We start from the raw sequence: 13,407 nt of genomic DNA on the forward strand, positions 1-13,407 counted from the left end.
ACGATCCCTGCAATCAACGACAGGGAGTTTCATTAATGTTGATCCGTTTTCTGGCATCTACTGCCATTGTGGGCCTGACCGCAGGTGTTGCGGCCGCCGACTACAAGCTGACCATTCTGCACACCAATGACTTCCATTCCCGGTTTGAGCCGATCAACAAATATGACAGCGGCTGCGACGCCGAAGACAATGCCGAAGGCAAGTGTTTCGGCGGTTCGGCGCGCCTTGTCACTGCGGTGGAAGAGGCCCGCGGCCGCGCTGAGAATTCGGTTTTGGTGGATGGCGGCGACCAGTTTCAGGGTTCGTTGTTTTATACCTACTACAAGGGCAAGGTCGCGGCCGAGTTCATGAACCGGCTGGGTTATGATGCGATGACCGTGGGCAACCACGAGTTTGATGACGGCCCCGAAGTGCTGCGCGGTTTCGTCGACTCCGTCGATTTTCCCGTTCTGATGTCCAACGCGAACATTGCGGACGAAGAACTGCTGACCGACAAGATTGCGAAGTCGACGGTGATCGAGGTTGGCGGTGAAAAGATCGGCCTGATCGGCCTGACGCCTCAGGATACGGACGAACTGGCCTCACCCGGGCCAAACGTTACATTTTCCGACCCGGTTCCGGCCGTGCAGGGAGAAGTGGACAAGCTGACCGGCGAAGGCGTCAACAAGATCGTTGTTCTAAGTCACTCGGGCTATGGTGTGGACCAGCGCGTGGCGCAGGAAACCACCGGCGTTGACGTGATCGTAGGGGGGCATTCCAACACGTACCTGTCGAACGTGTCCGACAGGGCCGTCGGGCCTTACCCGACCGTCGTGAATGACGTTCAGATCGTTCAGGCCTACGCCTATGGTAAATTCCTGGGCGAGTTGAATGTGACATTCGACGACGACGGAAATGTGATCGAGGCCGTTGGTGAACCGCTGATCATGGACAACACCGTGACCGAGGATCAGTCCGCGCTGGACCGGATCGCCGAGTTGGCGGTTCCTCTGGATGAAATCCGCAACAAGGTTGTGGCCAATGCTGCAGATGCGATTGAAGGCGACCGCGCGATCTGCCGCGTGCAGGAATGCCAGATGGGCAATCTGGTTGCCGATGCAATGCTGGCCCGTGTGGCGGATCAGGGCGTTCAGATCGCCATCGCCAATTCCGGTGGTTTGCGGGCCTCGATCGATCCGGGCGAAGTGACAATGGGCGAGGTTCTGACGGTGTTGCCGTTCCAGAACACATTGTCGACCTTCCAGATCAGCGGTCAGGGGGTCATCGACGCCCTGGAAAACGGCGTGAGCCAGGTTGAAGAAGTCAAAGGCCGCTTCCCACAAGTGGCCGGTATGGCCTTCACATGGGATCCGTCGGTTGCCCCGAACGAGGGACGCGTAACCGAGGTGATGGTGGCCGATGGCGATGGCTTCGTGCCGATTGACCCGGCGGCGACATATCTGGTCGTGACCAACAACTATGTCCGCAACGGTGGTGATGGCTATTCCATGTTCGAAGGCGACGACAAGAAAGCGTATGACTTCGGGCCGGATCTGGCGGATGTCACCGCTGAATATCTGGCCGCGAACGCGCCGTATACGCCTTATCTGGACGGACGCATCAAGCAGAAGTAAGCATCCCGGCACCAACGACAAAGGCCGCATCCCCGATGCGGCCTTTTCTGTTCGGTGTGATTTGTGTCAGCTGAGATCGTATTCCGGCCAAAGCTCGGGATCGAAGCCGTTCAGCATCGGCTGGATGTGGTCTGCGACCTGACGCCAGCCGCCGATTGATTTGGTCGAAATCTTCTTTCGAACCTGATCGATGCTGGCTGTGCGCACCTGCTTTTTGTTCTTTTCCGGGTGCATCATCGTCTCGTGCCATTCGAGGCCAAGGAAGTCCGCAACCTGCCGGCTATAGGTTTCGGGGTCAGCGACGAGCTTTTCATACGGCACGGTCAGAATCCGGTCGCCGAAAATGGTTTCCCAATGGGCGATGTACTTGCGGTACATGTTCGCGGAATGCCCGATTGCTTCCAGATTGGACGCATATCTCATACCCGGTGCGGGGAACCGTCTGATCCATTTCGACAAACCGACATCGCGCGGATCGCGCATCATATTGATAACTTTCGCATTTGGGAATGCGGAAAGTAAGAATCCTACCTGCTGGTAGTTATGAGGCAACTTGTCGACAAACGCGATTGATGTCTCCGGGACCGGTGGCATCAGGCGGCGGAAATCTCGGGCAAACTCCTCCGCGTCTTTCGCGTCATAGGCTTTGCCTTCATGGATAAAGTCGTAGGACAAGTCCGGCCCTACAGTCAGTTCCCCACACCCTGCGACATCCGGAATCGAACTCAGCATCATTTCCATGAGTGTCGTCCCGGAGCGCGGTTGGCCGATGACAAAAATCGGGATCGGCCCAACGACCACCTCGGAGGAGATCGGAGTGTCAATTTCGGGGAACAACTGCACAATGCGCCGAAGTTTCTGGCTTTCGTCGCCGAATTTGTACGGATTCAACTCGTGTTGCAATTCGTTGGCCCGCGCAAACCCGGGCATTGCGGCAGTCAGCCCATGCAGAACGGATGTGATTTGCGCCTTGGCGAACTCAAGCTGCGAGACAGGGTGATCGCTGTTGTCGATGGCAGTAGCTACAAGCGGTTCCAGGTCGCGCGCGCGGTCCTCGTCGGCCATGTTGGACAACTGCAATAGTGACGCCACATGAGCGGGATCATTGGTGATGATCCGGTCGAGAATCTCGGCGGCATCCTTTTTCTTGCCCTCCTGATGAAGAATCGAGGCTTTTTGGAATGCGACTGCGTTGTCGTCTGGCGCCAGTTCATAAGCGCGATAGGCGTCCTGCCTGCAGTTGTCGCTGAACCCAATTCTGTCGTAAGCGCGGGCTCGGGTCGTCAACAGCGTGACATCGTCCGGAGATTTTTTGAGTTTTTCGGTCGCATGTTCAACAATCTCGCGCCAGTTGGATCCTTTGAGTTGGATCTCATCCACAACGCGAACAAGCTCTGCGTTGTTGGGAAACTGCTCCAGCATTTTCTCGGCATAAGCCAGCGCGCGCGGGATCTGGCCTGTCTGCATCAGAGCGTTTGCAAGGTTTTCAGCAAACTGAGGGTCATCGGGTTTGCGACGCGCGGCTTCGACGAAATGGGGAATGGACTTCTTGTACTGTTTCAATTCGGTGAAAACAAAACCCGCAATGGCTTGAAAGTCCGTATCCTTTGGAAACTTCTTGATCCCCAACTGCGCTTTTTTAAGTGCCTGCGGCAACTTACCTGCCTCGAGATCACCAAGCGCTTTGCCCTTCAGGGATTTAGCTGTTTGATTTGCCATGTGACCTCGTGTGAACCTGAGCCTGTAGAAAAAAATGTCAGTGGTTCATTACCTATGTGCGGACGGTTTGCAATAACTCTTCCCAACGACGCAATGGCGCAGCTGTTTTCTGCGCGCCCGGCGAACAGCCTTCCGGGCGTTCCCAATTTCAATGTGTGCCCGACCAATCAGGTGCATGTCGTGCGGACCGGTGAAGGAGGCCGCCAGCTTGATCCGATGCGGTGGGGGTTTCTGCCGCATTGGTACAAGGCGCAAAATGATGGCCCGTTGCTGATCAATGCGCGGGCTGAAACCCTGGCCCAGAAACCCGCGTTCCGCGCGGCCTGCCGCGAGCGGCGTTGCCTGATTTTGGCGACAGGGTTCTATGAATGGACCAAATCCGACCAAGGACAGCGGTTGCCCTGGTATATCTCGCGCCGCAACAACGAACCGATTGCCTTCGGCGGTGTCTGGCAGGACTGGGGTCTTGAAGGTGAACGCCAAAGCACCTGCGCCATCGTCACCACTGCGGCCAACGGAAATCTGGGCAAGATCCATCATCGGATGCCATTGATCCTAGAATCCGACGACTGGGCGCTTTGGCTGGGTGAGGCGGGTAAAGGGGCGGCCCGGCTGATGCGTCCCGGTGCGGAAGATGTGTTGACCTACCATCGGGTTGATCCTGCGGTGAACTCGAACCGGGCCAGCGGCGCAGAACTGATCGAACCAGTCGAGGAGTGAGCTGGCTTTTCTTTCAGCCAAGCCCAAGATAGACCGCAGATATGGTTCTGAAATTCACCACCCTGCCTGACCTCTACACACACGACTTCGATACCGTGATCGATGTGCGAAGCCCTGCAGAATACGCAGAGGATCATTTGCCGGGTGCCATCAACCTGCCGGTTCTGGACAATGAAGAACGGGCGAAAGTCGGCACGATCTACGTTCAGGAAAGCCCGTTTCTGGCCCGCAAGCTGGGCGCGGCTCTGGTGTTTCGCAATGCTGCCGCGCATATCGAAAACAGCCTCAGCCATCACGAGGGAGGATGGCGGCCTCTGGTCTACTGCTGGCGCGGAGGGCAGCGGTCAGGGTCTTTCACCTGGATGCTGCAGCAAATCGGGTGGCGTGCCGACGTAGTTGAAGGTGGCTACCGCACCTACCGCCGACTGGTGAACCGCTATCTGTACGATGACGTCCTGCCGCACCGCTTTGTGGCGCTGGACGGATATACAGGAACGGCAAAAACCGAATTGCTCGCGCATCTCGCAAAGCGAGGCGTGCAGGTTCTGGACCTTGAGGCGCTGGCCAATCATCGCGGCTCGTTGCTGGGTGAAATGCCCGGAGGACAACCCAGCCAGAAAGGGTTTGAGTCCGCATTATCCGCCGTGCTTTGTCGGATGGACGCCAGTCGGCCAGTGGTCGTCGAGGCCGAGTCTTCCAAAATCGGAAGTCTGATCCTGCCGCCCAGCCTTTGGAACGGGCTGCGAGCGGCTCCTCGTGTCCGAATTGATGCCCCGCTTGCGGCGCGGGCAGATTATCTGGTCGCTGCCTATGATGACATTCTTTCAGATCACGAGCGGATGCGTGACCGGCTGTCACCGCTGCGCTTTCATCGCGGCCATGACGTCGTCGATAACTGGCTGTCCCTGATGGAGGCCGGAGATAAACGTGGTCTGACGCGGGCGCTGATGGATCAGCACTATGATCCGGCCTACGCCAAGTCGCAGAAGGGTAGGGGTGCTCAGGTCATTGCGGAGCTTCAGGCCGACCGGCTGGATACCGACAGTCTTGCCGATGTCGCTGCCCGGATCGAACAGGTTCTGGCCCGGCTTTAAAGACGCAAGCCCAGAGCCTTGGTTAACCGGCCGACAATAGCTGCGGGATATCCCGCGTCACGAAGCGACGCGCACAGGTCCTGAGCCTGGTCCGGGGCGACCGCAGCCAGCAATCCTCCGGCGGTTTGGGGGTCGAATAACAAGCCTGCTTTACCTTCCGCGGGCAGTTCCGGAGCTATTGCCCTGTTGTCAGCGAAAATGCTCGACCGGATGCCGTTCGAATACAACTCTTCAGCGCCGACCATTACAGGCACGGCCTCAAGATCCAGTGCTGCACCGCAACCCGAAGCCTCGCACATTCCCTTCAGGTGGCCGGCCAGACCAAAACCCGTGACATCCGTCATCGCATGCGCGCGCCTGAGGATTTCGGCGGCTGTGCCCTGTGGGTGGGTCATGTGGCAAAATGCGGCCGCGACCCACGCGCCATCGGCCTGACCAGCCATTTCAGCGGCCATCAAAACACCGCTGCCAATGGGTTTGGTCAGGATCAGTGCATCCCCCGGCAGACCACCGGCCAGAGTAATAGGTTCCTGGGCGCAAAGACCGATGATGGTGAAACCGATGGTCATCTCATCGCCCATAGAGCTGTGGCCGCCAACAATCTCGGCACCAGCCTGCCGCAGAACGTCGCTGGCGGTTGTCATGATTTCCGTCATCGTGCGGTGCTGCAACGTGGCGGACATGCGGGGCAGGATCACAGTTGCAGTCGCCGCCTGCGGCGCCGCACCCATCGCCCAGATATCACCAAGCGCGTGCACGGCCGCGATGCGCGTCATCAACACGGGGTCTGCGGCGAAGCTGCGCAAGTGATCCGACGTGATGACCTGACGCGCCCCACCCGTTGTCAGCAGGGCCGCATCATCGCCGGGCAGGGGGGTGACATCCGAGCGTTCGGGCGCAGGCAACGTCTGCAAGGCTTGCTGCAAGGCACCACGCCCAACTTTGGCACCGCAACCGCCGCACATCGGTTTGTCACCCAATGCTTCGCGCAAACCGTCCGCATGATGCCCGGGCAGTTTCGGTATTGCCATCTGCGGCAGGTCACGAAATCTGTTCATGAATTTCTGGTCGATGTGGTTTTTCCATTTCCACATCAACGGACCGCTGAATGACGTTCCCAACTTTTCCGCAAGGGCGGACTTCCTGCCCAGCGAAATCAGTTTCAGATAATCTTTCTGCGGCACGTACCGCCGCATCCGTCCCGCTCCCAATGCCGCGCGCAGATTGTCAAACAAAACCGGCGCTTCACGGACCGCATAGACGCCGGCCTTGGGGCGCGGGTTGTCGGACAGGTGCGCGCAATCGCCGGCGGCAAAGATCAAGGGGTGGCTGGACTGCAGATGCGCGTCGACACGGATGTAGCCACCCTGCATCTCTAACCCTGTTTCAGCGATCCAGTCATAGGGTCGCGCACCAGCGGCTCCGGTCACGAACGCGGCTGGGATGTGGCGGCCATCCTCCAGTTCAACATAATCCTTGCCGATCTGGCGAATGGAAGCGTTTTCGAAGATCGCGATCCCCAGGCTTTCCATCGCCTGTCGGATGGTTTCCCCGGCCTTGGGGCCTGTGGCCGTCAAAGCCGTGGCGTTGTCGATCAACGCGACCCGGGCGTCGCGGCCCTGCGCCCGCAACGCATGCGCCATCGCCATGACCAGTTCGACCCCGGCAACACCGCCGCCAATGACCGCGACTGACGCGGGCCCGGGCGTCTTCAGGTAGTCGGCCCAACGTGCCGCAAATAGGCCCAGAGGCTTCGCCGGCACCGCATGTTCCGCAAATCCGGGCAAGGCGGGCATGTCAGAAGTTATGCCCACATTGACCGATGCGACATCAAACGAAACAGGCAGGTGCCCTGAAACGTGAACAACCCGTCTTGCTGGATCCAGGCCGTTTACCGCGCCCAGAATGATGCGCGCCCCGGCAAATCGCGCCAGCTTTACCAGATCGATGTCCAGCTCGTCCCGCCTGTAATGCCCGGCCACATAACCCGGCAACATGCCGGAATAAGGCGCGGTTGGGCCGGGATTGATGATGGTCACTCGCGCGCCGGGCAAGGGGTTCATTCCCCACTTGCGCAGCACAAGCGCGTGCGTGTGGCCCCCGCCGATCAGAACCAGATCGCGGGTCAAAGGCAACGGAGGTGTATGCATCAGGTTCAGTTCGCTGTGTGATCCGGGACGTCTTCGACCTGCTCGACCGCGTGGGTGGCCCAAAGCTCATCCTCGCCTGCATCCGGCAGATCGCCGGGCGATTCATGGCGATGAATGTGCCATTTGGCAATGAACAGGGCCGTGATCGGCGCGGTCAGGAACAAAAACAGCGTTATCAGCAGCTCGTGCAGCGACGCGTGATCCTCCAGCAGGACGGAATGAAAGATCGACGCCAGCAGAACGCCCCCAACGCCCAGAGTTGTGGCCTTGGTCGGCGCGTGCAGCCGGGACATCGGATCCTTCAGCTTGATCATGCCAAACGATCCCACGAAACCAAATATGCCCGAGACGATCAGGAAGAAAGCGATGAGAAATTCGAAAACGAAACCCATGTCGCCCTCACTCGATAATGTTGCCACGCAGCATGAAGCGTGCGTAAGCCACCGTTGAAACAAAGCCCAGCATGGCGATGATCATGGCGGATTCAAAGAAGATCTCGGTTCCCAGCCTGAGACCGTAAAGGATCATCAACGCGATGGTGTTGATGACCATGGTATCCAGCGCCAGTACCCGCGTGCCGACACCGTCGGCCGTCACGATCCGCCATAGACACATCATGATCGCCGCGCCAAAACAGGCAAAGGTGAAATAGATGGCATAGGTGATCATTCGAAAATCTCCTTGAGGCGACGTTCATAGCGTTGCTTGATCTGGTCCCGAACCTCGTCAGGGTTCGGGGCGTCAAGGCAATGGACCAACAGATTGTGCCCCTGCGCAGACAAATCGCAGCTGACGGTGCCCGGCGTCATGGTGATCGTTCCGGCCAACACGGTAATCGCCTCGGGTGTGCGCAGTTCAAGCGGAATACAGACCCAGTTTGGTTGCCGATCACTGTCGCGCTTGAACAGGATGATCCGGGCGACCGCGATATTGGCCATCACAATGTCCCATAGAACGACAAGCATGTATTCCACGATCATCGGCCAGTTGCGCAGTATGGGACGGTCCGGCCAGTAGGGCTGCGTGATGAACGGGATGATGATCCCCAGAATCAGACCAAACACCAGCGAATTCAGCGAGGGTTGGTTGGCAAGCAACATCCACACAAACGTCAGCAGAATGGTCAGATGCGGGTGCGGAAATATCCGGTGTAGCAGTTTGATCATTCTTCACCTCCCATGACGGCCGAGATGTAATTTTCGGGCGAGAACAATTGTCCTGCCGTGCCTTCAGCGTAGGTCAGCGCCGGGCCAGCGAACAAGGTCAACAGCATCAGGCCAAGGACCAGTCCGAATACCGCCGTGAATGCCAGCGCCGGTTGAGGTTCGGGCGCAGGCAGAACGACGTCTTCATCTTCATTTTCGGACTCTGCTGTGTTGTGCTGTGCGTCGTGGCTTTTCCAGAAGATCAGCGACCCGGCCCGGGCCAGTCCAACGATTGTCACAAAAGACCCGATCAGGATCACCGCCCAGATTGCGTTGGCGTCCGGGGCATCCCGCGCGGCGTCCAGTACCAGCAGTTTGCCGACAAAACCGGACAGTGGCGGCATACCGGCCAGCGCAATTGCGCCCACGAAGAACAGCGCCGAAATCAACCCGCTTTGCGGCATCGGAGTGCCGGGCTCAATGGCGCCGCCGCGCCGCTGCATCACAAGGTCGGCCACAAGGAACATAAGCGCCGTCGCCAGTGTCGAGTGGAAAATGTAATACAGCGCGGCAGCGGTTGCGCCGGGCGAGAACAGCGAAATCGCAATCAGCAAAGTGCCCATCGACGCAATCGCGCAGAATGCGACCAGGCGCGCGATGTGCTGTGCTCCCAGAATGCCGATTGCTCCGACCGCCAGAGTGACCAATGCAGCCGGTTGCAGCCAAGCTCCGACCAGGCCTTCTGTCACTGCGACGTCGGGACCAAAATCCAGGGTATAGACCCGCAGGATCGAGTATGCGCCCACCTTGGTCATGATCGCAAACAGCGCGGCCACAGGCAAAGGAGCGTTGGCATAGCTGGCGGGCAACCAGAAATGCAGTGGCAGAACGGCGGCCTTGATACAGAAAACCAGCAGCAGCAGTACCGCGCCGACCCGCAGCAAAGCTGTATCTTCGGGTGGAATTTCGGCCACGCGCAGCGCCAGATCGGCCATGTTCAAAGTGCCGGTCACGGAATAGATGGTGCCAAGTGCAAACAGGAACAGGGTCGAACCAAGCAGGTTGTAGGTGACGTACTGAACCCCGGCTTTCAGCCGTACAGAACCACCTCCGTGCGTCATCAGGCCGTAAGAGGCGATCAGCAGAACTTCGAAGAAAACGAACAGGTTGAACGCGTCTCCGGTCAGAAAGGCGCCACAAACACCCATAAGCTGGAAGTGGAACAGGGCGTGAAAGTGCTTTCCCCTGTCGTCCCAGCCGGAGGCAATGGAATACAGCACGATGGGAAGTGCCAGCAATGCCGTCAGCAGCACCATCATGGCCGACAGTTTGTCCAGCACCAGCACGATCCCGAATGGCGCGGGCCAGTTGCCAAGTTCATAGACCTGAATGTCGCCGCCCGACGCTTTTGCGGTGATGGTCAGGGCGATACCCAGCAGGCCTACGACACCGGCGACCGAGAAGATGCGCTGCAGGTCCAGATGGAACCGCAGCACCATGATGATGAAGGGGGCCAGGATCGCGGGCAGGACGATCGGCGCAACGATCCAGTGATTCATGCGTCTTCTCCTGCGCCGTCCACGCTGTCCTGCGCGCTCATGTCGATGTGGTCATCCATGGACGACAGATAGGCGGACAGGGCGATCATCACGATCACCGCCGTCATCCCGAACGAGATCACGATGGCCGTCAGCACGAGTGCCTGCGGCAGCGGATCGGTGTAGGGCACGTCCTTGTACTTGTTCAGAACCGCCGGCGCATTCAGCGCCAGCCGCCCGGTGGCAAACAGGAACACATTGACTGCATAGGTCAGCAAAGACAGGCCCAGAATGACGGGGAAAGTCCTGCGACGAAGGATCAGGAAGATCCCGGCTGCGGTCATGACGCCTACGGCAGAGGCTACGAGCGCTTCCATCAGGCCTGCTCCTTCTCTTGGTCTTCTTCTGGCGGATCATCCCGAAGCGGGTTGATATCCATCGGGAACTCCTGCGCCATGCCCGGTTGCCATGCAAACCGTGACAGGCTGTCCAGCGCCAGCATGACAGCACCCAGAACGGCGAGGAATACGCCGGTGTCGAACAGGATGGCGGTGGCCCATTCGAACTCTTCCAGCGGCGGCCAGTGAATGTAGCCGAAATCGCTGGTCAGGAACGGCCTTTCATTGAACCACGCGCCCAGTCCGGTCGCAGCGGCTATCAGAACGCCCCAGCCGATTGTTCCGTGGTAAAAGAACCTCTGCCGTTCAATGGCCCAGGTGTATCCGCTGGCCATGTATTGCATCAGGTAGGCGATCGCGACGATCAGACCCGCGATAAAGCCGCCGCCGGGCTGGTTGTGGCCGCGGAAAAAGATGTAGGCGCCCACCATCAGGGCAATCGGCATCATCACGCGGGTTGCAACCACCATCATAAGCGGGTGCGAGTCGCCCGATTGCGGCCAGTGCGGTTTGCGGTTCAGAAGATAGGCCCGGACATTTGTGCTCAGAACCGCCTCGGTCAGGGCAAAGATGATCAGCGCGGCAATGCCCAGAACGATGATCTCGCCAAAAGTATCAAAGCCCCGGAAGTCGACGAGAATGACGTTGACCACGTTGGTGCCGCCGCCGCCCTTGTACGAGTTCGCCAGATGGAAATCCGATATCGTCGGAAAAGCGAAATCGCGCAGCATCAGCGCATAGATCAAGGCGCCGCTGCCGATCCCCGCCACGACAGAGATCGCCGCATCCCGCCAGCGGCGCTGGGCGCTGCTGTCCCGTGGGGTTTCGGTTGGCAGAAAGTTCAGCGACAGCAACAGCAGGATCATCGTGACCACTTCGACCGAAATCTGCGTCAGCGCCAGATCCGGAGCGGACAGGTAGTTGAACGCCATTGACACGATCAGACCCACAACACCGATCAGCACCAGTGACAACAGGCGGTTGCGGTGGAACCACATGATCGCGAGCGTTGCTCCCACCAGACAGATCCAGCCGATAATCGGTATGATTGGTGCGGGCAGCGGCACCCGGGTCTCAAGCCCGATTGTGCCGGTCGAATAGGCGTAAAAACCCATCCCCACGGTAAAGGCGATCATGATGATGGCATAACGCGAGATGACGCCATTGTGCAGCTCGTCCGTGACCCACTGGCTGAGCTTTGTCAGCGCGCCGATCACTGCGTCGAAGATGTCTTTTGCCTCGGGCCGGGGCAGCGCGTTCCAGACCTGTTCTCCGCGCTTGTGCAGCGACACCAGGAAAAAACCTCCCAGCGTTGCCACGATGGACATGTAAAGCGCCGGAGTAAAGCCATGCCACAGTTTGAGCGAATAGTAGGGCAGCTTCTCTCCGCCGATCACCGCGCTGGAGACAACGGCGACCAGCGGGCCAACGATGGCGGCGGAATACAGACCGATCAGCACAACCAGAACCACAAGAAATGCGGGGGCCAACCACAGCCCGACGGGCGGATCATGCGGATGTGCCGGGTAATCGTCCCGCTCGGGGCCAAGAAAAACGTGGCCCACAAAGCGGAAGGAATAGGCCGCTGAGAAAAGCGCCGCCAACAGGGCCAGACCGGGCACCAGATAATGCGAGTTCAGCCATGTTGTATGGACTGTTTCCTCAAGCATCATTTCCTTGGAAAGGAACCCGTTCAGCGGTGGCAGGCCAGCCATCGACAGGGCTGCAATCGTCCCGATGGTGAAGGTGATCGGCATCAGGTGCCGCAACCCGCCCAGCCGTTTGACGTCACGGGTTCCGGTCTCGTGGTCGACGATCCCTGCGGTCATGAACAGGGCGGCCTTGAAAGTTGCATGGTTGATGATGTGGAAGATGGCGGCCACGGCGGCAATCTTGGTGCCAAAGCCCAGCAGCATGGTCACAAGACCCAGATGCGACACGGTCGAAAACGCCAGCAAGGCCTTGAGGTCATCCTTGAACAGCGCAATGCAGGCACCGATCAACATCGTTACCAGACCGGTTGTTGCCACGATGTAGAACCAGGCCTCGGTCCCGGCCAGAACCGGCCACATCCGCGCCATCAGGAACAGCCCGGCCTTTACCATCGTGGCCGAGTGCAGGTAGGCCGAAACCGGTGTTGGTGCGGCCATCGCGTGCGGCAGCCAGAAATGGAACGGGAACTGCGCTGACTTGGTGAAACAACCCAGCAGGATCAGGATCAGCGCGGGCATGTAGTAGGGCGACGACTGGATCAGCTCCTTGTTCTGGAGGATAACGCTCAGGTCGTAGGACCCCACGATATTACCAAGGATCAGCATCCCGGCGATCATCGCCAGCCCGCCTGATCCGGTGACAGCCAGCGCCATGCGCGCGCCCTGACGCCCCTCGGGCAGGTGCCGCCAGTATCCGATCAGCAGGAAGGAACTGAGCGACGTGAGTTCCCAGAAAATCAACAAAAGCAGAATGTTGTCGGACAGAACGATGCCCACCATCGCGCCCTGGAACAGAAGAAGATAGGTATAGAACTGCCCCATCGGGTCTTCGCGGGACAGGTAGAACCGCGCATAGAGGATGATCAGCAAACCGATCCCCAGGATCAGCAGGGCAAACAGAAACCCCAGCCCGTCCAGCATGAAATTCGCGTTCAGTCCCAGCCCCGGTATCCAGTCGAACCTGGCCGTCACCACCTCGCCGCGCATGACGGACGGAATGTGGATCAGCAGCCCCATCAGTGCCAGAAATGTGGTCAGTCCGGCAGCCGAGGCCGCCGCGTTTCGTCCCGCCCGGATCAGAAGGGCTGGGAACACAGCTCCGAGGAAGGGAAGGGCCGCGATAAGGAATAGGGACAAGTGCGATACTCCGGTCTGGGCGGTCAAAGTGGTATTGATTTTGTAAGGATAATTCTCTGACTGTCCAGCGATTGCAAGATTATGCGCCCGTTTCGGCGTGAAGGGCGCGCGGATTTTCCTTTGGGGCGAAAATGACGCGAACTTGATCCGGCCGATGCCAATTCGACGCGGCAATGTGCTT

The 13,407-nt window shown here is 58.9% G+C and carries 11 protein-coding genes; 3 read left to right on the plus strand and 8 right to left on the minus strand.

Translation table 11 applies throughout. The features are described from left to right. Window positions 1-35: 35 nt before the first annotated feature. Window positions 36-1,613 carry a bifunctional metallophosphatase/5'-nucleotidase gene (locus AC2FIR_RS16160; protein WP_496745676.1) on the plus strand — a complete coding sequence of 526 codons (1,578 nt, stop codon included), beginning with the start codon at window positions 36-38 and terminating at the stop codon, window positions 1,611-1,613. 66 nt (window positions 1,614-1,679) lie between these two features. Here the strand turns inward: AC2FIR_RS16160 and AC2FIR_RS16165 are convergent, their stop codons facing one another. Then, entirely contained in the window at window positions 1,680-3,332 is a 1,653-nt protein-coding gene (locus AC2FIR_RS16165) for a tetratricopeptide repeat-containing sulfotransferase family protein (protein WP_496745674.1), read from the minus strand. A 54-nt stretch (window positions 3,333-3,386) separates the two neighbouring features. Here AC2FIR_RS16165 and AC2FIR_RS16170 point away from each other — a divergent pair, with 54 nt between their 5' ends. Together AC2FIR_RS16170 and mnmH are read left to right on the plus strand one after the other, a co-directional pair. Further along, on the plus strand, window positions 3,387-4,052 hold the full coding sequence (locus tag AC2FIR_RS16170; RefSeq protein WP_480914702.1) for an SOS response-associated peptidase: 666 nt from the start codon (window positions 3,387-3,389) through the stop codon (window positions 4,050-4,052). Window positions 4,053-4,093: 41 nt separating this feature from the next. Beyond that, a complete protein-coding gene (mnmH, locus tag AC2FIR_RS16175) occupies window positions 4,094-5,146 on the plus strand; it encodes a tRNA 2-selenouridine(34) synthase MnmH (protein WP_496745672.1) in 1,053 nt (350 codons plus the stop codon). Here the strand turns inward: mnmH and selD are convergent. From selD to AC2FIR_RS16210, 7 genes are read right to left on the minus strand one after another with little or no spacing between them, the layout of a single operon-like run. Continuing rightward, window positions 5,143-7,296: a selenide, water dikinase SelD gene (gene selD / locus AC2FIR_RS16180; protein ID WP_496745670.1), complete on the minus strand. Its 2,154-nt coding sequence runs from the start codon at window positions 7,294-7,296 to the stop codon at window positions 5,143-5,145. The genes mnmH and selD overlap by 4 nt on opposite strands. Before the next feature lie 5 nt (window positions 7,297-7,301). Then, entirely contained in the window at window positions 7,302-7,688 is a 387-nt protein-coding gene (locus AC2FIR_RS16185) for a Na+/H+ antiporter subunit G (RefSeq protein ID WP_480914696.1), read from the minus strand. A gap of 7 nt (window positions 7,689-7,695) precedes the next feature. Next, window positions 7,696-7,965, minus strand: a complete 270-nt coding sequence (locus AC2FIR_RS16190) for a K+/H+ antiporter subunit F (protein WP_170609575.1) — start codon at window positions 7,963-7,965, stop codon at window positions 7,696-7,698. Then, entirely contained in the window at window positions 7,962-8,459 is a 498-nt protein-coding gene (locus tag AC2FIR_RS16195; RefSeq protein WP_170682411.1) for a Na+/H+ antiporter subunit E, read from the minus strand. The genes AC2FIR_RS16190 and AC2FIR_RS16195 overlap by 4 nt, the downstream gene beginning before the upstream one ends. Further along, entirely contained in the window at window positions 8,459-10,000 is a 1,542-nt protein-coding gene (locus AC2FIR_RS16200) for a monovalent cation/H+ antiporter subunit D (RefSeq protein WP_496745668.1), read from the minus strand. Before AC2FIR_RS16200 ends, AC2FIR_RS16195 begins: the two co-directional genes overlap by 1 nt. Then, window positions 9,997-10,356, minus strand: coding sequence for a Na+/H+ antiporter subunit C (locus AC2FIR_RS16205; RefSeq protein WP_170609578.1), 360 nt, complete (start codon window positions 10,354-10,356; stop codon window positions 9,997-9,999). The genes AC2FIR_RS16200 and AC2FIR_RS16205 overlap by 4 nt, the downstream gene beginning before the upstream one ends. Next, on the minus strand, window positions 10,356-13,226 hold the full coding sequence (locus tag AC2FIR_RS16210; RefSeq protein ID WP_170609580.1) for a monovalent cation/H+ antiporter subunit A: 2,871 nt from the start codon (window positions 13,224-13,226) through the stop codon (window positions 10,356-10,358). The genes AC2FIR_RS16205 and AC2FIR_RS16210 overlap by 1 nt, the downstream gene beginning before the upstream one ends. Window positions 13,227-13,407: the final 181 nt, after the last annotated feature.

It is taken from the genome of Ruegeria sp. CDSB136, from assembly GCF_059610965.1.